This window comes from Streptomyces cyaneus (assembly GCF_004028635.1).
Taxonomy (GTDB): Bacteria; Actinomycetota; Actinomycetes; order Streptomycetales; family Streptomycetaceae; genus Streptomyces; species Streptomyces cyaneus.
Map to the genome: position 1 here is coordinate 162368 of NZ_RQJW01000006.1, position 19025 is coordinate 181392.

At 69.9% G+C, this 19025-nt stretch carries 18 protein-coding genes; 9 read left to right on the forward strand and 9 right to left on the reverse strand.

Going from position 1 to position 19025, the window contains the following annotated elements:
• The first annotated feature begins 220 nt into the window (after nt 1-220).
• The 5 genes from EHO50_RS22835 to EHO50_RS22855 all read left to right on the forward strand — a co-directional run bounded on the left by EHO50_RS22835 (nt 221) and on the right by EHO50_RS22855 (nt 6389).
• On the forward strand, nt 221-1231 hold the full coding sequence (locus EHO50_RS22835) for a polyprenyl synthetase family protein (protein WP_128432990.1): 1011 nt from the start codon (nt 221-223) through the stop codon (nt 1229-1231).
• Between the two features lie 413 nt (nt 1232-1644).
• Nucleotides 1645-2703: a CHRD domain-containing protein gene (locus tag EHO50_RS22840; RefSeq protein ID WP_246101345.1), complete on the forward strand. Its 1059-nt coding sequence runs from the start codon at nt 1645-1647 to the stop codon at nt 2701-2703.
• 372 nt (nt 2704-3075) lie between these two features.
• Nucleotides 3076-4371: a LolA family protein gene (locus EHO50_RS22845; RefSeq protein WP_128432996.1), complete on the forward strand. Its 1296-nt coding sequence runs from the start codon at nt 3076-3078 to the stop codon at nt 4369-4371.
• A gap of 52 nt (nt 4372-4423) precedes the next feature.
• Entirely contained in the window at nt 4424-5479 is a 1056-nt protein-coding gene (locus tag EHO50_RS22850) for an ABC transporter ATP-binding protein (RefSeq protein ID WP_164904916.1), read from the forward strand.
• 10 nt (nt 5480-5489) lie between these two features.
• Nucleotides 5490-6389: an ABC transporter permease gene (locus tag EHO50_RS22855; protein WP_128433476.1), complete on the forward strand. Its 900-nt coding sequence runs from the start codon at nt 5490-5492 to the stop codon at nt 6387-6389.
• 7 nt (nt 6390-6396) lie between these two features.
• On the opposite strand, the gene EHO50_RS22860 is transcribed toward EHO50_RS22855, so the two are convergent.
• The 3 genes from EHO50_RS22860 to EHO50_RS22870 form a co-directional block, all read right to left on the reverse strand.
• A complete protein-coding gene (locus tag EHO50_RS22860; RefSeq protein WP_128432999.1) occupies nt 6397-6984 on the reverse strand; it encodes a flavodoxin family protein in 588 nt (195 codons plus the stop codon).
• A gap of 45 nt (nt 6985-7029) precedes the next feature.
• A complete protein-coding gene (locus tag EHO50_RS22865) occupies nt 7030-8403 on the reverse strand; it encodes an amidase (RefSeq protein ID WP_128433002.1) in 1374 nt (457 codons plus the stop codon).
• 68 nt (nt 8404-8471) lie between these two features.
• A complete protein-coding gene (locus tag EHO50_RS22870) occupies nt 8472-8996 on the reverse strand; it encodes a DUF6668 family protein (RefSeq protein WP_246101348.1) in 525 nt (174 codons plus the stop codon).
• A gap of 287 nt (nt 8997-9283) precedes the next feature.
• On the opposite strand from EHO50_RS22870, the gene EHO50_RS22875 reads away from it, so the two are divergent.
• Nucleotides 9284-10558 carry a tetratricopeptide repeat protein gene (locus tag EHO50_RS22875; protein ID WP_128433005.1) on the forward strand — a complete coding sequence of 425 codons (1275 nt, stop codon included), beginning with the start codon at nt 9284-9286 and terminating at the stop codon, nt 10556-10558.
• Nucleotides 10559-10638: 80 nt separating this feature from the next.
• Here EHO50_RS22875 and EHO50_RS22880 read toward each other — a convergent pair whose 3' ends face one another.
• From EHO50_RS22880 to EHO50_RS22900, 4 genes are all read right to left on the reverse strand, one after another.
• Nucleotides 10639-11589 (reverse strand): M28 family metallopeptidase, encoded by a 951-nt coding sequence (locus EHO50_RS22880; protein WP_128433008.1) that lies wholly within the window; start codon nt 11587-11589, stop codon nt 10639-10641.
• A 155-nt stretch (nt 11590-11744) separates the two neighbouring features.
• Nucleotides 11745-12239, reverse strand: coding sequence for a VOC family protein (locus EHO50_RS22885; protein WP_128433011.1), 495 nt, complete (start codon nt 12237-12239; stop codon nt 11745-11747).
• 259 nt (nt 12240-12498) lie between these two features.
• On the reverse strand, nt 12499-13452 hold the full coding sequence (rarD, locus tag EHO50_RS22895; RefSeq protein WP_128433017.1) for an EamA family transporter RarD: 954 nt from the start codon (nt 13450-13452) through the stop codon (nt 12499-12501).
• 204 nt (nt 13453-13656) lie between these two features.
• Complete coding sequence (locus EHO50_RS22900) at nt 13657-14511, reverse strand: SDR family oxidoreductase (RefSeq protein ID WP_128433020.1); 855 nt, start codon at nt 14509-14511, stop codon at nt 13657-13659.
• Nucleotides 14512-14600: 89 nt separating this feature from the next.
• On the opposite strand from EHO50_RS22900, the gene EHO50_RS22905 reads away from it, so the two are divergent.
• From EHO50_RS22905 to EHO50_RS22915, 3 genes are all read left to right on the forward strand, one after another.
• Complete coding sequence (locus EHO50_RS22905; RefSeq protein ID WP_128433022.1) at nt 14601-15026, forward strand: winged helix-turn-helix transcriptional regulator; 426 nt, start codon at nt 14601-14603, stop codon at nt 15024-15026.
• Nucleotides 15027-15122: 96 nt separating this feature from the next.
• A complete protein-coding gene (locus EHO50_RS22910) occupies nt 15123-15638 on the forward strand; it encodes a DUF6082 family protein (RefSeq protein WP_128433026.1) in 516 nt (171 codons plus the stop codon).
• Between the two features lie 15 nt (nt 15639-15653).
• Nucleotides 15654-15905, forward strand: a complete 252-nt coding sequence (locus tag EHO50_RS22915; RefSeq protein ID WP_128433028.1) for a hypothetical protein — start codon at nt 15654-15656, stop codon at nt 15903-15905.
• Between the two features lie 61 nt (nt 15906-15966).
• Here EHO50_RS22915 and EHO50_RS22920 read toward each other — a convergent pair whose 3' ends face one another.
• Together EHO50_RS22920 and EHO50_RS22925 are read right to left on the reverse strand one after the other, a co-directional pair.
• Complete coding sequence (locus EHO50_RS22920; protein ID WP_128433031.1) at nt 15967-17046, reverse strand: 2-oxoacid:ferredoxin oxidoreductase subunit beta; 1080 nt, start codon at nt 17044-17046, stop codon at nt 15967-15969.
• Nucleotides 17039-18967, reverse strand: a complete 1929-nt coding sequence (locus EHO50_RS22925) for a 2-oxoacid:acceptor oxidoreductase subunit alpha (RefSeq protein ID WP_128433034.1) — start codon at nt 18965-18967, stop codon at nt 17039-17041. Before EHO50_RS22925 ends, EHO50_RS22920 begins: the two co-directional genes overlap by 8 nt.
• Nucleotides 18968-19025: the final 58 nt, after the last annotated feature.

Below are 19025 nucleotides of genomic sequence, written 5' to 3' on the forward strand. Positions count from 1 at the left end.
CGGTTCGGGATACAGGCCGCTACTTCCCTATAAGTCGATGGATATCCGGCCTTATCACGTGATCAAAAACATACCGGTCGTGATCCAATACCGCCCATGGTGGACGGGTGGGCGGCATCGGTGATCGAAACGTGACCGGATACGCTGACTTGAGTGATGGCAGCGACCTATCGACAAACCGTGTAACCGCCAGAAGACACCAGCAGACAGGAGACCCCTCGTGACCGTCGTCGGGCCGTTCGGGCTGAGCGTGCGGGACCAGGCTCTGGAAGCCGATGTCCAGGCCGGATTGGCGGCTGTCGAGGAGGGATTGCTCGAAGCCACAAAGAGTGAGGTCCCCTTCATCACGGAGGCCGCCCAGCATCTGGTGCGGGCGGGTGGAAAGCGGTTCCGCCCGTTGCTCGTGATGCTCGCTGCCCAGTTCGGGGACCCGTACGCGCCGGGGGTCGTGCCGTCGGCGGTGGTGGTGGAGCTGACCCATCTGGCGACGCTGTACCACGACGACGTGATGGACGAGGCGGCGGTACGGCGGGGTGTCGACAGTGCGAACACCCGCTGGGGGAACTCGGTCGCCGTGCTGACCGGCGACTTCCTGTTCGCGCGCGCCTCGCACATCCTGGCCGACCTCGGGCCCGAGGCGGTGCGGGTGCAGGCCGAGGCGTTCGAGCGGCTGGTCACCGGGCAGATCCTGGAGACCGCGGGGCCGCAGGACGGGCGGGACCCGGTTGAGCACTATCTGGATGTGCTGAGCGGGAAGACCGGGTCGCTGGTGGCGGTGTCGTGCCGGTTCGGGGCGATGATGTCGGGCGCCGACGAGACGGTGGTCGATGTGCTGACCCAGTACGGGGAGCGGCTGGGGGTCGCCTTCCAGCTGGCGGACGACGTGCTGGACATCGCGAGTGACTCCCATGAGTCCGGGAAGACGCCGGGGACGGATCTTCGTGAGGGGATTCCCACGCTGCCGGTGCTGCGGTTGCGGGAGCGGGCCGAGCGGTTGGGGCTGGCGGAGGATCTCGCGTTGTGCGAGCTGCTGGACTCCGATCTGAGTGATGACGGGCGGCATGCGGAGGCGTTGGCTGCGCTTCGGGTGCATCCGGCGTTGGAGCAGGCTCGTCGGGACACTGTGCGGTATGCGGAGGATGCGCGGGCTGCGTTGGCGCCGTTGCGGGACATTGATGCCAGGGCTGCGTTGATGGAGTTGTGCGACGCCGTGGTGCATCGGGCCGGGTAGGTTTTCTCGCCCCCGCCGCCCCTACCCTTCCCGTCCTTGAAGGGGCTCCGCCCCTTCGACCCCGCCAGGGGGCTCCGCCCCCTGGACCCCCATCGGCCCTGAACGGGCCTCGTCCTCAAACGCCGGACGGGCTGAAATGCCTGGACCGGCGTCGGGAAGTGACCGGCAGCGCCGCGAGGCAGAGCCCTCAGCGGGTGGGTGGGGGTTCGGGATGGTCGTACTCGTCCTGAAGCGCCGGACGGGCTGAGATGCACGGGACGGCGTCGACTCGCACAGCCGGACTTACCGGTAGGTCCTGTGACTCACATCACAAAGCTGGACTGAGTCCAAACTAAGATCGCCTCCGTATGAATGCCCAGAAGCTGACGCAGGGGGCGTCAGCTGCACTACGGGGAGAAAACAGAATCATGGGCATGAAGACGACGTTCTCTAAGCGCCGTAAGAGCCTGATCGTCACCGCTGTCGCGGTGGCCGCCGCCGGTGGTGTCGCCGCCGCGGTGATTCCCGCCTTTGCCGCCGGAGGTGACCGCGCTGACCACGCGGGGCACGCCGGAGGCGATGCTCAGGGGATCGTGAGCCAGAGCGGGGCCCTGGGTGGGGGCGCCGGGGGTACTGTCCTCGCCGCCAGTCTTCGCGGCGCGAACGAGGTCCCGGTCGAGGGTGGGCCCGCTGTCGGGGACAAGGACGGTGCCGCCCTGCAGTTCGTGAAGGTCAAGGGTGACCGGGTGTCCGTCGCGCTCACCTGGCGCGGGACCGGGAAGCCGACCGCCCTCCACATCCACCAGGGTGCCAAAGGCACCAACGGCGGCATCAAGGTCGACTTCGGCGGCCTCCTCGGTCAGGGCCAGGGGCAGGGCCAGGGCCAGAGCAAGGGGCAGAGCAAGGGGCAGAGCAAGGGCCACAGCCTCACCGGCACCGTCACTGTGAAGGACCCCGTCCTGCTCAACGCCCTCAAGACCGACCCGAGTTCGTTCTACGCCAACCTCCACACCGCCGAGTTCCCGGGCGGCGCCGTGCGAGGTCAGCTGCACAAGGTCACCGTCGCCGAGTTCGACTTCCGGGACGCGCTCGACAACTTCCAGGCGTCCGTCATCAAGGGCAAGCAGATCTACGAGTGCAAGCCGGCCGAGGGCGGCGGGTACGCCTTCGCCCAGCGGGACGTCAGCGCCGTACTCGGTGGCCGTATCGCGCACTCCTTCGTCGCCCCCAACTCCGGTACGCCGCAATGGATCGCGCGTGACGGCAGTGCCGTGACCGGGGCCGTCCTGTCCAGGACGCCCAACGGCGACGGGAACATCCCCGAGCTCGACCTGAAGGCCACTCAGTCCGGCAAGCACCACGGCCTCCTCGCCGACACCGCCGAGATCCTGCGCTTGAACACCGTCGGCGGCGTCGCACCGACCGGATCCTGCGCGCCCGGCGCCATCGTCGGCGTGCCGTACCAGGCCGACTACGTGTTCATCAACGGCTGATCTGCCACGCCTGATCCGCGACGGCTTCGTCTGTAACGGCTTCATCCGCCACAGTTCCATCCGCAGCGGCTCGGTCCGCAACAGCCGATCCGCGCGGTGGCGCGTACCCACGGCGGCGTCTTCCCCGCCCAACCCTTACGGGTCGGGGGAGGTGCCGCCGTTGTGTGTCATACCGCAGGTGTACGCGGAGTTGGCTCCGAAGGCTGACGAATCTCCGTGGCGGATTTGGTCAGATGGAAACCACGGAAATCACCACTCCTCACCGATTCGGGTGAGAATGGCGGCTCAGGGGTGGACGAGTGCGGGGTCGAGAGACTCGCGGGCGAGGAAACGAGACGAGCAGCCGCCGCCGACGACGGAGGTAAGGCACACATGGCACCGTACGCATCGGACGACAGTACGACCGCCGGGGAGGTCGACGACCTGCGCGCCGGACGGCGCAAGGCCGCGCGGTACGTCGTCCCGGTCACGGTCGTGGGAGTCGCGGCGGCGACCATCGGGCTCGTCCCGGCGATCGCCGATTCCGGTGACCCGGACCTGCCGGAGATCACCGCGCAGCAACTCATCGAGAAGATCGGCCAGTCGGACGTGCAGCAGCTGTCCGGCACCTTCAAGATCACCACCGATCTGGGTCTGCCGGACCTCGGCGGGCTGGAGTCGAGCCTCGCCTCCGGCGCCATGGCGTCGGGATCGGGTGACGGATCGTCCGCCGACCCGTCCGCCAAGCTCACCGAGCTGGCGTCCGGCACGCACACCCTGCGCGTCGCCCTCGACGGCGAGAACAAGCAGAAGCTCTCCCTGCTGGAGAACGCCTCCGAGTACAGCCTCATCCACAACGGCAAGGACATCTGGGGCTACGACAGCAAGTCGAACGAGGTCTTCCACGGCACCGCCGAAGAGGCGCAGGCCGGGAAGGACAAGCAGGACAAGCAGGACAAGCAGGGTAAGCCCGAAGAGGTACCCGCCACTCCCAAGGACCTCACCGAGGAAGCCCTCAAGGCGGTGGACGACACCACGTCCGTCACTGTCGACGGCACCGCGCAGGTCGCGGGTCGGGACGCGTACCGGCTGCTCATCAAGCCCAAGCAGTCCGGGACCACGGTTGGCGCGATCACCGTGGCCGTGGACGCCAAGACCGGCATGCCGCTGAAGTTCACGCTGACCCCGTCCAGCGGCGGCGCGGCCGTGATCGATGCGGGCTTCACGCAGGTCAGCTTCGCCAAGCCGGCCGCCTCGACCTTCGACTTCACCCCGCCCAAGGGTGCGAAGGTCACCGAGGAGGGCGAGCTGGAAGGCGAGGCTCCGGAGCACCGCGGCACCAAGTCCGAGGACGAGTTCCGCAAGGAGCTCGAGAAGGAGTTCGGTGGCCCGAAGTCCGAGGGTGAGCTGGGCAAGGCGGCCGAGGGCGGTCCCGAGGTCATAGGCGAGGGCTGGAACTCCGTGGCCGTCTTCGACACCGGTGGCGAGGGCGTCCCCTCCGGCGCCGAGGTCGGCGGTGACATGGGCGGCTTCCTCGACTCCCTGGGCGACAAGGTCACCGGCAAGTTCGGTTCGGGCACGGTCTTCAAGACCCGCCTGATCAACGCCCTGATCACGGACGACGGCAAGGTCTACGTGGGCGCGGTCGACAAGGACGCGCTCGTCAAGGCGGCCGACTCGGCGAAGTAGCCCGGCACCGACCGCCGTACACGCACCACGAATCGAGAAACCTGAGGAGCCCATGGAGGAACTGCCCGCCGCGGACACCGACGGGGTCGATCAGGCCGACCGGACCGACCGAGCCGACGGGGCCGACGGGGCCGACCGGGTCGAGGGGGCCGACGGGGCCGACCAGGTCGACGACGTCGGTACGGTGATCGCCACCCGTGCGCTCACCAAGCGCTACCGCGGCGGGCAGCTCGCCGTGGACGGTCTCGATCTGACCGTCCCGGTGGGCAGTGTCTTCGGGTTCCTCGGCCCGAACGGCTCGGGCAAGACCACCACCATCCGCATGCTGATGGGCCTCATCGAGCCCACCTCCGGTACCGCGCGCGTGCTCGGCCGGCCCATGCCCCGGTCCGCGCGCGCCGTACTGCCCCACGTCGGCGCGCTCATCGAGGGCCCCGCCCTGTACGGCTTCCTCTCCGGCCGCGACAACCTCATCCGCTACGACGCCGCCGACCCGACCGCCGATCCGCGCACCCGGCGCACCCGCGTCGCGACCGCGCTGGACCGGGTGGGCCTGACGGCCGCCGCGGGCAAGAAGGCCAAGGCGTACTCGCTCGGCATGAAGCAACGGCTGGGGCTCGCGGCCGCGCTGCTCCAGCCGCGCAGGCTCCTCGTCCTCGACGAGCCCACCAACGGCCTCGACCCACAGGGGATGCGTGAAATACGTTCCCTGATAAGAGAGTTGGCGTCCGACGGCACGACCGTCTTCCTCTCCTCCCACCTCCTCGACGAGATCGAGCAGGTCTGCACACACGCGGCGGTGATGGCGCAGGGCCGGCTGATCACCCAGGGCGCGGTGGCGGAGCTGGCCGCCGGGACGCGTGGCCGGCTCGTCGTGACCACGCCCGACACCGGGGACGCGGCCCGGGTGCTGAAGGAGCAGGGCGCCGGTGACGTCGTCATCACCGACGACCGGGTGACCGCCGAGCCGCCGGAGCGTGATCTCGCCGACGTCAACGCGGCGTTGGTGACCGCCGGGGTCCGGGTGCGTGGCTTCGGCGTCGAACGGGCCTCTCTGGAGGACGCGTTCGTGGCACTCACGGGGGAGGGGTTCGATGTCGCGGGTTGAAGTCGACCGGATGCCGCAGGCTGAAGCTGTCCGACCGGGCAGCGCGATCGAAGGCGGCCGAAAGGTCAGCCCGCTGTGGACCTTCGGTCTCCTGCGCAGCGAACTGCTCACCACCTTCCGCCGCTGGCGCACGCTCGCGCTGCTCGCCGTCCTGGCCGCCGTGCCGATCCTGGTCGGGATCGCCGTGAAGATCGAGACGAGCGACGGCGGGGCGGCCGGCCCCGGCGGCGGTGGCGGCGGCCCGGCCTTCATCTCGCAGATCACCAACAACGGCCTGTTCCTGGTCTTCACCGCACTGGCCGCGACGCTCCCGTTCTTCCTGCCGATGGCGATCGGCGTCATCGCGGGCGACGCGATAGCCGGCGAGGCCAACGCCGGCACCCTGCGCTATCTGCTCGTCGCCCCCGCCGGCCGCTCCCGCCTGCTCCTCACCAAGTACGCGACCACGATGGCCTTCTGCCTGGTGGCCACCCTCGTGGTCGCACTCTCGGCACTCACGGTCGGGGCGTTGCTCTTCCCGCTCGGTGACCTGACGACCATCTCCGGCACCCGGATCAGCTTCGCCGAGGGGCTGGGGCGCGCCCTGCTGATCGCCCTGGTCGTCGCCGCGTCACTCATAGGCGTGGCGGCCCTCGGCCTGTTCGTCTCGACGCTGACCAACAGCGGTATCGCGGCGATGGCGACGACCGTCGGCCTGTTGATCACCGTCCAGATCCTCGACCAGATACCCCAGCTGCACGCGCTCCAGCCGTACTTCTTCTCCCACTACTGGCTGTCCTTCGCCGACCTCATGCGCGACCCCGTCTACTGGGACGAACTGGTCAAGAACCTCGGGATACAGGCCCTGTACGCGGCGGTGTTCGGCTCGGCCGCGTGGGCGCGGTTCACGGCGAAGGACGTCACGGCCTGAGAGGCGCTCAGCCGGCCTCGTAGGGGAAACGGGCGAGCGGTGCCTCCTGCGCGAAGAACGTCTTGGCGCGCGCCAGCGCCTCCACGTCGTTCAGTACGTCACCACGCTTGCTGCCGTTGCCGGACAGGACGCCGCCGAAGCGCATACCCATGTACGCGGCCGAGTTGTTGAGTGTGCCGACGAGCGGGTCGGCCACCTCGGTCTCCGGGTGGGCGAGTGCGGTGATGCCCCAGAGGGTGCGCCCGGCCAGCGTCGCCTTGAAGTCGATGCCGGGGGTGCGCAGCCAGCCCGACCAGTAGTCCAGGTAGCGCTTGGTGAGACCGGACACCGAGTACCAGTACAACGGCGAGGCGATCACGATGTCGGTGGCGGCGAGCGTGGCGTCGAGCAGCAGCGAGGCAGTGCTTCCGGCGGGCGGGCGCACATGGTCGCTGTCGCGCCGCAGGTCCACGAAGTCCGGCAGCGGGTGCTCGGCGAGACTGATCCACTGCTGCTCGACGCTCTCCGGCAACTGCTCCGCGGCCTCGCGGGCCAGCAGCTCGGTGTTGCCCTCGTTGCGGCTGCTGCCCAAGACGAACAGGAAGCGGCGGGTCATGGGATCCCCCAGATGGTCGGCGTACGGCAATTACTCGCTCATGCATTATATGCGTACGCAAGTACCTGTCCAGGGCCCGCCCGTCCAGGGCCCGCTCGCCACATCCAGCAGCACCCTCTCCCGCCCGTGCGCCGCCACCACCTGTAGGCCGACCGGACACCCGTCGGGCCCGAACCCCGCCGGGATGCTGATTGCCGGATGGCCACTCAGGTTGAACGCCCAGGTGAGCGCGGTGGAGTACCGGTCACCAGGGCCGTCGTGGCCGTGTGGCGGGGTAGGGGCGGTCGGCGTCAGCAGTAGCCCGGCCTCGGCGAACAGGGCGGCAAGGCGGCTGTCGTTCGCGGCCCGGATGCGGTGGGCGAGGGCGAGGGCAGGGTCGGGGGCGGGGTCGGCGCCCGGGGTTCGCAAGGCGAGCCATGCGGGAGCCGGGTCGTCGAGGCGGAGCGGAGCCCGGAGGCGTACGAGCCGTATCGCACCGGCCTCGGCGAGCCGTACGGCCGCGGAGTGGGCGACGGCTACGACGTCCGGGTCGGGGGAGTCGAAGCCGAGGTCGGGGGACCATACGGCGGTCGGGACGTCGTCGTACCGGCCGACCGGCCTGTCGTGCGCGCCGGGACCGGGTGGCTCGTCGCGGTCGAAGGAGACCGATGGGGTGGCCCGCCCCTCGTTGGCCCCCGACATCACGTCCCAGTACGCCGCCACGTCCTCCACGCACCGAGCGAACACCCCGGGCGCCGCCAGACCCGTACGGTCGGCCGACGGCAACCGCCCGTTGCCGGCCTTCAGTCCGACCACCCCGCACCACGCCGCCGGAATCCGCACCGACCCGGCCCCGTCGCTCCCGGTCGCAAGCGGAACCAGCCCTGCCGCCACAGCCGCCGCGGAACCGGCGGAGGAGCCGCCCGGCGTACGGTCGTACCGCCAGGGGTTGACCGTACGGCCGTACCGGCCAAGCCCCCAGGTCTGCCAGGGAGTTCCCGGCCCCGGAACGGATGTCGCCCCCACCGCCACACACCCCGCCGCGAGCAGCGGACCCGCCGCACGCAGCCCATGCCGCCCCTTGACCCCGATCGGCACGCCGGCCAACGGCAGCCACTCACCCGCGCCGACCCGTGCGTCCACCTCGCGGGCCCGCTGAAGCGCCTCTTCGCCCCACACCTCGAGGAAGGCGCACAGGACGGGGTCGGCCCGCTCGATCCGTTCGAGCGCCGACGCGACGACATCTACGGCACGGAGGGTCCGCGAGCGCACGGCTGCGGCGATCTCCACGGCCGACAGGGTGGCGGGCGCGGGCGCGGGCGCGGGGGCGCGTGCGGGCGCGGGGCCGGGATCAGGGTCGGCGTCGGGGAGGGGGCCGGGGGCGGCGTCAGGGTCCGGGCGAGGGTCGGGGTCGGGAGCGGCGCCGGGTGCGGTCGTCATGGGTTGATTCTCCGGGAGGCCACCCCCGCAAGGGTGAACTCGCAGCCCGGCCCCGCGCGCCTCCAACCTCAGCGAGTGCGCCCCGTCAGCCGCGCCAACGCCTCGGCCTCCCGAGGCGGCTGTCCGCTCAGGTCGCCCAGCCGCCACGCGGGGACCCACGGCACCCGGTACACGTCGATGACCGATTCGATCACCTTGACGCGCTCGGCGAGCGGCCGCGGAAGCCGCCCCGGCGCGTCCGCGACGAGGACGACGGCATCGAGATCGAGCCCGTGCGGAGCGTGCCCGCGCCGGAACACCTCAAGGGCGTTCAGGGCGGCGGCCAGCCCAGCCGCATGCGTACGGGCGACGAGCAGCACCGACGGCGGATCGGCGGGCCCGGGCCAGTTACGGCCGCAGTCGTGACCGCCGTAGACCGCGGCGAGCGTGGAGACACCCGCCCCACCGTGCGTGCCGACCCAGGAGAAGCGCCGGGGCACGGCGGCAGAAGGGGAGGGCGGCGGCGGTTCCTCCGGCAGGGCCACGGGCCCGCGGATCCAGATCTTCGGCCCCGGTTCCGGCTGCCCCTGCTGCACGTGCATGTCAGTCCGCATGCCCGCACTCCTCCCTCGTCACGCCACCGATCTTCGGGTCAGGCATGAGAACGCTGTGACGTGGCACAAGCTCCTGGAACGAGTCTGTGACGCCACGGTGACGTCCGCGCGGCGCGCGGCCGGAGAGACTCGACAGTACGTGAACGACGTGAGCGACGTGAACGACGTGTAGGACCTGTACGACCGGACCTTGACGCCGGGAAGCGGAGCCCGACCGCGGGAGGGAGCACCATGGAACCCGAGTGCGCCGTCCGCGAACTCCCCGACGCATGCGAGTGAGGGAAGCGATGTCTCTACTGAGCCGCGCGAAGAAGCGGGAACAGAAACGCGCCGCGGCCTCGGCGGCCCCCGTGGCCACGCCGATCGACGTGCGCGTCCCCGCCGCCGGTCCGGGCGCCGACGGTGCGTCGATCGGCGGCGTCCCCGTCACCGCGGCGCCCGGTGAGGAGATCCAGCACGTCGTTCTGGCCCACCTCCAGCGCATCGCCTTCGCCGCCGGCCACGCCGTGCATGCCACGGTCCACGACGAGCGCATCGGTTACGTCGTTCCGCTGCGGGTGGACGCGGACGGCTCCAGCCATTTCAGCGCCGAGCCCGTACGGACGGCTCCGCCGGGAGCACCGGGAGCACCGGGAGCACCGGGAGCGCCGGAAGCGGCGGCGCTGCAGGGCGTGCCGGGGGAGCCGACGCCGCCGGGGGATGCCGTACGGCTACCTGCGGAGCCGCCCGCCCCCGGCCCGACACCGTATCGGGACAAACCCACCCATGTCCTACGACCCCTGCCGAGCGCTGTGCAGGACGCCTCGCCCACGTTCCGGTTGCGCGCGCTGCCCGAGCCGGTGCGGGACGCCGTGCCCGGCACGGTCGCGCCGCCGCTGGGGGAGTTCGGTCCACCGCCCCAGATGGACGCGAGGCCGCTGCCGGTCGACGTACCGCAAGTCGACGGGCCACGAACCCTCGTACCGCAAGCAGACGAACCCGAGCCCATCCACGTCTCGGACCCTGACCCCGACCCCATGTCCACCCCGCCCCGCGGCTTCGATGCCGTGGCCGAAGCCGTCCTCGGGGAGGGGGTGCCCACCGCCGCCGACGCCTCGCCCTTCGCTGAACCGTTGGCGCGGATCAACGAGGCCGTGACGGCGGGGCGGGCGGCGGAGGCGACGGAGCTTGCGGAGCGGACCGTGGCGGAGGCGTCCGCGGTGCTGGGGGCGGCGCATCCCGAGGTGCTGCGGATGCGTGAACTCGCCGCGTACGCCGCCTACTTGGCGGGCGATCCGGTGCAGGCGTTCGGGCTCTCCCTCGGCGTGGCCCGGGCTCACCACCACACCCGGGACGCGGAGGCGGCCTACAGCAGTCTCCTGGGCGCGGCCACGGCCTGGCGGGCCGTACGGGATCCGGCACGGGGTCTCGACCTGGGCCGGGATCTGCTCGGCCTGTGGACCGAGCTCACGGCCGAGGGCGGTCCGGCCGCCGAGGACATCGAGGAGCTGGAGTCGGCCCGCGCCCGCATGGACCGCCTCGCCGCCCGAGCCGCCAAATCGGCCGAACCGCCAAGGAGTTGATCAGGGGATCAGTGAGTCAGTGACCCAATGAGTCAGTGACCCAGTGACCCAATGAGTCAGTGGCTCACTGGTTCAGCGGCTTACTCCGACAGCTCCCACACCGCGTGCGCGACGGCGTCGCTGTTCCGGTTGAGGGCGGTGTCGTTGATGTTGGACGTGGTGTCGCAGGACGAGTGGTAGCAGCGGTCGAAGGATTGCCCCGACGTACCGCCCCACTTGGCCGCCTGTGCCGCGGTCTTCGTACGGCTCGCCCCCGTGAACAGCCCGCCCACCGGCACGCCCGCGCTCTTGAACGGTGCGTGGTCGGAGCGGCCGTCGCCCTCGGTCTCGATCTCGGTCGCGACGCCGAGGCCGGCGTAGTAGTCCTTGAAGGTCTTCTCGATCGCGGGGTCGTCGTCGTAGACGAAGTAGCCGGGGTTCGGTGAGCCGATCATGTCGAAGTTCAGATAGCCGCTGATCTTCGCGCGGTTGGCGGAGGACAGGTTGTTGACGTAGTACCTCGACCCGACGAGCCCCAGCTCCTCCGCGCCCCACCAGGCGAACCGCAGATGCTTGGTGGGCTGGTAGCCGGCCCGCGACACGGCGAGCGCGGTTTCCAAGACGGCCGCCGAACCGGAGCCGTTGTCGTTGATGCCGGGGCCGGAGGAGACGCTGTCGAGGTGCGAGCCGGCCATGACGACCTGGTTGGTGTCGCCGCCGGGCCAGTCGGCGATCAGGTTGTAGCCGGTACGGCCGGAGGACGTGAACTGCTGGATGGCCGTGGTGTATCCGGCGGCGTCCAGCTTGGCCTTCACGTAGTCGAGGGAGGCCTTGTAGCCGGGGCGGCCGTGGGCGCGGTTGCCGCCGTTGGCGGTGGCGATGGACTGCAGCTGGGTGAGGTGGGCCTTGACGTTCGCCACGGGTATGTCCGGTGCGGCGGCGGCCTCGACGTCGGCCTTGGATGCCGCGCCGGCTATGGATCCACTGGTCAGGAGCGTGGCAGCCGCGACTGCGGCGGTCGCCGACGCGCGCCAGGAGACGGGGAGCTTCATGTGGGGGGCTCCGAATTCCAGGGGGACCCCCGTGGGGTGACCACAGGGGATCCACAGTGAATGGGGTGCCTGGATGGTGAGGGTGAGCCTGACTCTCCGTCAAGAGCGCTACTCGGACTTGGAGTTCGGATAGGGAAAACCCTGCGTTGTGTTCCTCACTGCACGCAGAACTCGTTCCCCTCTGGATCCGCCATCACCACCCACTCCCCGCCCGGCTCCTTCACCTGCCGCAGCACACTCGCTCCCAGCGCCTGAAGCCGCTCGACCTCACGCTCGCGCTCCCCGGCCGGCGCATGCAGATCGAGATGGAGCCGGTTCTTGACGGTCTTCGCCTCCGGTACGCGCTGGAACAGCAGTCGCCGCCCCAGCCCGGTGCCGCTGTCCTGGTCGTACGGGTCGTCCGGATGCCGTACGGCCACCAGGTCCCGGAAGGCGAGGCGGGCGTGAAACTCGACGACGGCCTCCCGCGGCAGCGCGCCGAGCTCCAGCAGCCGCTCGATGAACGCGCCGTTGTCCTCGACCTCGTAGTGCAGCGCGGCGGCCCAGAAGTCGGCCTGGGACTGGGGGTTGGCGCAGTCGACCACGAGCTTCCAGTGGAGGGGGGTGGGGGCGGAGGTGGGGGTGGGTGCGGGTTCGGGTGCCTGAGTCATGCGACCACTCATAGGGGGGCGCGAGCGGGGTGGCAATGGGAATCGCCGGTGACGTCTCAGCCCGTCCGGGGTTTGAGGGCGAGCCCCTGGCGAGGCCCGTGGCCAAGTCTTGACGGGGCGCCTGACGGGGCGCCTGACGGGGCGCCTGACGGGGCGCCTGGCGGGGTGCCTGGCGGGGCTCTTGATGGGGCCCCTTCAGGGCCGAAGCGGGGCCAGGGGGCGGCAGCGTCGCCCTGCGGGCGGCGGCCGGCGCCCCAGGTCAGGCGTCCGCAACGGCAGGCGTCGGCTTCTCGACCCGAGGCGCGCTCAACTCGGCCAACCTGTTCCGCCGCGCGGAGCGCCACGCATCCGCCGTCAGCAACGTCAACGCCAGCCACACCAGCGCGAACCCGGCCCACCTCTCGGCCGGCATCGCCTCGTGGAAGTACAGGACACCGAGCAGGAACTGGAAGACCGGCGCCAGGTACTGCAGCAGCCCCAGCGTCGACAGCGGCACCCGTATCGCGGCCACTCCGAAGCACACGAGCGGCACGGCGGTGACGACGCCGGTGGCCGCGAGCAGCGCCGCATGCCCGGGTCCCTCCGACGTGAACGTCGACTCGCCGCGCGTGGTCAGCCACACCAGGTATCCCATGGCGGGCAGGAACTGGATCGCGGTCTCCGCGGCCAGCGACTCGACTCCGCCGAGGTTGACCTTCTTCTTCACCAGCCCGTAGGTGGCGAAGGAGAAGGCGAGAACGAGGGAGATCCACGGTGGCCGGCCGTACCCGACGGTCAGCACGACCACCGCCGCGAAGCCGACGCCGACCGCCGCCCACTGCGCGGGGCGCAGCCGTTCCTTGAGGAGCAGGACGCCCATCGCGATGGTGACGAGCGGGTTGATGAAGTACCCGAGCGAGGCCTCCACCACATGGCCCGTGTTCACGGACCAGATGTACAGGCCCCAGTTGACGGTGATCACACCCGCGGCCACGGCGACGAGCGCCAGCCGCCGCGGCTGCCGTATCAGCTCACCGGCCCAGGCCCAGCGCCGTACGACGGCCAGCGCGATCGCCACGAAGACGAGGGACCAGGCCATCCGGTGGGCGAGGATCTCGACCGCCCCGGCGGGCTTCAGCAGGGGCCAGAAGAGGGGAACCAGCCCCCACATCCCATATGCCGCGAAGCCGTTCAGCACTCCTATGTGCCGCTCGCCGCCCGATTTCCCGGTCACGGCCCCTCCCTCGCACCCTCATCCGGCCGCGCCCTTACGACGGCTCGCACGAAGGTAACGCCGAACACCCCCGCCTGTCATGTCCGTATCGCCATACGGTCATGACAGGCGGGGGTGTGGCTCTCAAGGCGCCCCGGGGGAAGTTCAGCGCGCCCCCGGGGAGTCCGGTGCGCCCCGGGAGAGCTCAGCGTGCACCGGGGGAGTTCAGCCCTTGAGCGCGGCTCCGATCGACTCGGCAATCGGAGTGGTCGGACGGCCGGTCAGGCGGGACAGGTCCCCACTGCCGATGGCCAGCTCACCCTTCTCGATGCTGGCGTCCACGCCGGCCAGGATCGCGGGGAGCGGCTCGGGCAGCCCCGCGCCGGTCAGAATGCCTACGAGGTCCTCGACGGACACGGAGTTGTTGGCGATCTCCTTGCCGCTCTGCCGGCTCAGCTCCGCGGCGTACTCGGCGAAGCTCCACGCGACGTCGCCGCCCAGCTCGTACGTCTTGTTCTCGTGCCCCTCGCCGGTCAGTACGGCGACGGCGGCGGCCGCGTAGTCGGCGCGGGAGGCGGAGGAGACGCGGCCCTCGCCGGCGGCGTGGGTGACGGCGTTGTACTGGAGCACCGGGGCGAGGTTCTCGGTGTAGTTCTCGTGGTACCAGCCGTTGCGCAGCAGCACGTACGGCAGGCCGGACTCCAGGAGCGCCTTCTCGGTGCCGCGGTGGTCGTCGGCGAGCGCGGCCGTGAGGCTGCCGGGGGCGCTGGTGTAGGCGAGGAGTGCGACGCCGGCGGCCTTGGCGGCGTTGATGACGACCGTGTGCTGGCCGACGCGGTCGTTGCCGACCTCGCTGCCGGATATGAGCAGGACCTTGTCGCCGGCCGCGAACAGCGTGTCGAAGGTGTCGGGGGTGTTGTAGTCGGCGACTGCGATCTTCACGCCGCGCTCGGCCAGGTCGGCGGCCTTCTCGGGGGTGCGGACGACGGCGGTGACCTGGTCGGCCGGAACCTTCTCCAGCAGCTGCTCCACGACGTGGCGGCCCAGGTGGCCGGTGGCTCCGGTGACGACGATGCTCATGATCAGAACTCCTTGTGGGGTGTGTTGGCACTAACCCTAGGAGGTGCGCTAACTCAGCGAAAGTACCCACTTTGAAGTAAGGTACTTGCATGGCAGTGAGTACCGGTACGACGGCAAGCGCGACAGCGAACGCGACCAGCGCGACGACCGGCAAGTACGTCGTCGGTGAGGAGATGTGCCCCTACCGCCTCGTCCTGGAGCACGTCACCAGCCGCTGGGGCGTCCTCGTCCTGATCGAACTCCTGGAACGCCCCTACCGCTTCAGCGAACTGCGCCGCGCGATCGGCCGGGTCAGCGAGAAGATGCTCACCCAGACCCTCCAGACCCTGGAACGCGACGGCCTGATCCACCGCGACGCGAAGCCGGTGATCCCCCCGAGAGTCGACTACTCCCTGACCGACCTGGGCCGGGAGGCAGCGCAGCAGGTACGGGCGCTGGCGCTGTGGACCAGCGAGCGGATGGGGGAGGTGCAGAAGGCGCGCGAGGCGTACGACGCGCGCCGGGGCGCTTCCTGAATTGCATGCTCGTCCTGGCGCCCTCTTTCCGCTTCCCACGCCCGCTTGCACGCTGGGGGTGGGAAGCGTTGTCTCTCATCGGATCGGGGGCGGGGCATGGCTGTGCCGAACCACGAAGAGCGGGAAGCGCCCGTGCAGGAGCTGCTTGAGCAAGCCGTTCAGCTGCTCGGCCGCATGACGGAGGCGGCTGGCCGGCTGGCCGAGGAAATGCACCGCGCGAACCTGATCCAGCTGCACGGGTTCCTGCTGCAGCGGCTTGACCGGGCGATCGACGATCCGTCCCTCGCCGACGCCTTGAGCACCTTCACGGATCTGTCCGACGAGAAGCGTCGGCAGATGTTCAACGCCAACGCGCAGTACGGGCTCATTCTGCTCGCCCACCGGGTCGGCGTCCTCGACCGCAGTGAGCTCCTCGGCCATTTGAAGGTGTTGCGCCGCAGCCCCGTCTTCGTGGAGTACTGGCAGCGGTCGGTCCACGGACGGGAGGACCTGCCCGCGGACTCCTTCGAAGCGCGGGTCGGCAGGGCCGTCGACGCCATCATGGACGAGCGGCTGGACGACCTGGACGAGTGGTGGGTCGTAGGCCCTGACTCCGAGTCGCAGACTCGCTGAGGAGGCCTGATCCGTATGGATGCATCGTCCGTTCACATCGTCCGTCGCCTCGGAGACCCCCCGCGCCTGCGGGGAAGCGCGTCGGGCGCGAACTGCCCTGACATCTTCGAGCTGAGCGACGGCAACTTCGCCGTCATCGGCACCGAAGCCACCGCGGACCTGGACCCCCTCCTCCCCGCGGACGCGGCCCGAGCCGACTACGAGCGCATCGTCGTCATCACACGTGACACCCTCGTCCGCGCCAAGAAGGACATCCCCGACACGTGACGAAGAAAGGCCTGGGTGGCCGCAGCGCACCCAGGCCCTCACGCGTTCGCGTCGTCGAGTGTCAGCCCACCACCGTCCAGGTGTCCCCACCCGCCAGCAGCGCGCCCAGATCCCCCTTGCCGTTCTGCTCGATCGCCGTGTCCAGCTGGTCGGACATCTGGGTGTCGTACACCGGGCGCTCCACCGAGCGGAACACGCCGATCGGTGTGTGGTGCAGGGTGTCCGGGTCGGCCAGGCGGGAGAGGGCGAAGGCCGTAGTCGGGGACGCGGAGTGGGCGTCGTGGACCAGGATCTGCGACTCGTTCTCCGGTGTCACGGTGACGACCTTCAGGTCACCGGTCTGCGCGTCCCGTACGACGCCCCGCGCGCCGTCGGTTCCGAAGCGGATCGGCTGTCCGTGTTCGAGGCGGATCACCGCCTCCTCGGCTTGCTGCTTGTCCTTGAGGACCTCGAAGGCGCCGTCGTTGAAGATGTTGCAGTTCTGGTAGATCTCGATCAGCGCAGTGCCCTTGTGGGCCGCGGCCTCGCGCAGGACCTGGGTGAGGTGCTTGCGGTCGGAGTCCACCGTGCGCGCCACGAAGGACGCCTCCGCGCCGATCGCCAGCGACACCGGGTTGAAGGGCGCGTCCAGCGAGCCCATCGGCGTCGACTTGGTGATCTTGCCGACCTCGGAGGTGGGCGAGTACTGGCCCTTCGTCAGGCCGTAGATCCGGTTGTTGAACAGCAGGATCTTCAAATTCACATTGCGCCGCAGGGCGTGGATCAGGTGGTTGCCACCGATCGACAGCGCGTCACCGTCACCGGTCACCACCCATACGCTCAGGTCCCGCCGCGATGTGGCCAGGCCCGTCGCGATCGCGGGGGCGCGGCCGTGGATGGAGTGCATGCCGTACGTGTTCATGTAGTACGGGAAGCGGGACGAACAGCCGATGCCCGAGACGAAGACGATGTTCTCCTTGGCCAGGCCCAGCTCCGGCATGAAGCCCTGGACCGCGGCAAGGATCGCGTAGTCACCGCAGCCGGGGCACCAGCGCACTTCCTGATCGGACTTGAAGTCCTTCATGGACTGGCGGGCCTCGGCCTTGGGGACGAGCGAGAGCGCCTCGATCGTGCCCGTGCCTTCCGTGGACGTCTCAGCCATCGATGGCCTCCTTGAGCGCCTTGGCGAGCTGTTCCGCCTTGAACGGCATGCCGTTGACCTGGTTGTACGAGTGGGCGTCCACCAGGTACTTCGCCCGGACCAGGGTGGCGAGCTGACCGAGGTTCATCTCGGGGATCACCACCTTCTCGTAGCGTCCGAGTACCACGCCCAGGTTGCGTGGGAACGGGTTCAGGTGGCGCAGATGCGCCTGCGCGATGGATTCGCCGGCCGTGCGCAGCCGGCGGACCGCGGCCGTGATCGGGCCGTACGTCGATCCCCAGCCCAGCACCAGCGTCTTCGCCTCGTGCGGGTCGTCGACCTCGAGGTCCGGCACGTCGATGCCGTCGATCTTGGCCTGGCGGGTGCGGACCATGAAGTCGTGGTTGGCCGGGGCGTACGAGATGTTGCCCGTGCCGTCCTCCTTCTCGATGCCGCCGATCCGGTGCTCCAGGCCCGGCGTGCCCGGGATCGCCCACGGCCGGGCGAGGGTCTGCGGGTCGCGCTTGTACGGCCAGAAGACCTCGCTGCCGTCCTCCAGGGTGTGGTTCGGCCCCTGCGCGAACTGCACGGTCAGGTCCGGCAGCTCGTCCAGCTCCGGGATCCGCCAGGGCTCCGAGCCGTTGGCCAGATAGCCGTCCGACAGCAGCATCACCGGAGTGCGGTACGTCAACGCGATCCGCGCCGCCTCCAGGGCCGCGTCGAAGCAGTCGGCCGGCGTGCACGGGGCGACGATCGGCACCGGTGCCTCGCCGTTGCGGCCGAACATCGCCTGGAGCAGGTCCGCCTGCTCGGTCTTGGTCGGCAGGCCGGTGGAGGGCCCACCGCGCTGGATGTCGATCACCAGCAGCGGCAGCTCCAGCGACACGGCCAGCCCGATGGTCTCGGACTTCAGGGCCACCCCGGGACCGGAGGTCGTGGTCACCGCCAGTGAGCCGCCGAAGGCCGCGCCCAGCGCCGCGCCGATGCCGGCGATCTCGTCCTCGGCCTGGAAGGTCCGTACGCCGAAGTTCTTGTGCCGGCTCAGCTCGTGCAGGATGTCCGAGGCCGGGGTGATCGGGTACGAGCCCAGGAACAGTGGCAGGTCCGCCTGCTGGGACGCGGCGACCAGTCCGTAGGACAGGGCGAGGTTTCCGGAGATGTTGCGGTAGGTGCCGACCGGGAAGGCCGTCGTCGCCGGGGCGATCTCGTAGGAGACGGCGAAGTCCTCGGTCGTCTCGCCGAAGTTCCAGCCCGCGCGGAAGGCGGCGATGTTGGCGGCCGCGATGTCGGGCTTCTTGGCGAACTTCGACTTAAGGAACTTCTCGGTGCCCTCGGTGGGCCGGTGGTACATCCACGACAGCAGGCCCAGCGCGAACATGTTCTTGCTGCGCTCGGCCTCCTTGCGCGTGAGGTCGAACTCCTTCAGCGCCTCCACCGTCAGCGTCGTCAGCGGCACCGGATGGAGGCTGTAGCCGTCCAGCGACCCGTCTTCCAGCGGTGAGGCGTCGTAGCCCACCTTCTGCATCGCCCGTCTGGTGAACTCGTCCGTGTTGACGATGATCTCCGCGCCGCGCGGCAGATCGCCGATGTTGGCCTTCAGGGCCGCCGGGTTCATCGCGACCAGCACGTTCGGTGCGTCGCCCGGGGTCAGGATGTCGTGGTCGGCGAAGTGCAGCTGGAAGGAGGACACGCCCGGCAGGGTGCCTGCGGGGGCGCGGATCTCCGCCGGGAAGTTCGGCAGTGTCGACAGGTCGTTGCCGAAGGATGCCGTCTCCGAGGTGAAACGGTCGCCGGTGAGCTGCATACCGTCGCCCGAGTCCCCCGCGAAACGAATGATCACCCGGTCCAGCCGGCGGACGTCCTTCGTCCCTGCCGGTTTGCGCTGCTCTCCCACGACGGCTTCGTCAGCCTGCTCCGCTGGGCTACTGACCTGGCTGGTCACTGAACTGGACCTCCCTTAAGACGGGTGTCTGGGCATGGCCTTCCCGCAAGCCTTCCCA

Bases quoted from the DNA above. Each gene is read 5' to 3' on its own strand.
- EHO50_RS22840 (WP_246101345.1), top strand. From the start codon at position 1,645: ATGAAGACGACGTTCTCTAAGCGCCGTAAGAGCCTGATCGTCACCGCT.
- EHO50_RS22845 (WP_128432996.1), top strand. From the start codon at position 3,076: ATGGCACCGTACGCATCGGACGACAGTACGACCGCCGGGGAGGTCGAC.
- EHO50_RS22850 (WP_164904916.1), top strand. From the start codon at position 4,424: ATGGAGGAACTGCCCGCCGCGGACACCGACGGGGTCGATCAGGCCGAC.
- EHO50_RS22855 (WP_128433476.1), top strand. From the start codon at position 5,490: ATGCCGCAGGCTGAAGCTGTCCGACCGGGCAGCGCGATCGAAGGCGGC.
- EHO50_RS22860 (WP_128432999.1), bottom strand. From the start codon at position 6,984: ATGACCCGCCGCTTCCTGTTCGTCTTGGGCAGCAGCCGCAACGAGGGC.
- EHO50_RS22865 (WP_128433002.1), bottom strand. From the start codon at position 8,403: ATGACGACCGCACCCGGCGCCGCTCCCGACCCCGACCCTCGCCCGGAC.
- EHO50_RS22870 (WP_246101348.1), bottom strand. From the start codon at position 8,996: ATGCGGACTGACATGCACGTGCAGCAGGGGCAGCCGGAACCGGGGCCG.
- EHO50_RS22875 (WP_128433005.1), top strand. From the start codon at position 9,284: ATGTCTCTACTGAGCCGCGCGAAGAAGCGGGAACAGAAACGCGCCGCG.
- EHO50_RS22880 (WP_128433008.1), bottom strand. From the start codon at position 11,589: ATGAAGCTCCCCGTCTCCTGGCGCGCGTCGGCGACCGCCGCAGTCGCG.
- EHO50_RS22885 (WP_128433011.1), bottom strand. From the start codon at position 12,239: ATGACTCAGGCACCCGAACCCGCACCCACCCCCACCTCCGCCCCCACC.
- EHO50_RS22900 (WP_128433020.1), bottom strand. From the start codon at position 14,511: ATGAGCATCGTCGTCACCGGAGCCACCGGCCACCTGGGCCGCCACGTC.
- EHO50_RS22905 (WP_128433022.1), top strand. From the start codon at position 14,601: ATGGCAGTGAGTACCGGTACGACGGCAAGCGCGACAGCGAACGCGACC.
- EHO50_RS22910 (WP_128433026.1), top strand. From the start codon at position 15,123: ATGGCTGTGCCGAACCACGAAGAGCGGGAAGCGCCCGTGCAGGAGCTG.
- EHO50_RS22915 (WP_128433028.1), top strand. From the start codon at position 15,654: ATGGATGCATCGTCCGTTCACATCGTCCGTCGCCTCGGAGACCCCCCG.
- EHO50_RS22920 (WP_128433031.1), bottom strand. From the start codon at position 17,046: ATGGCTGAGACGTCCACGGAAGGCACGGGCACGATCGAGGCGCTCTCG.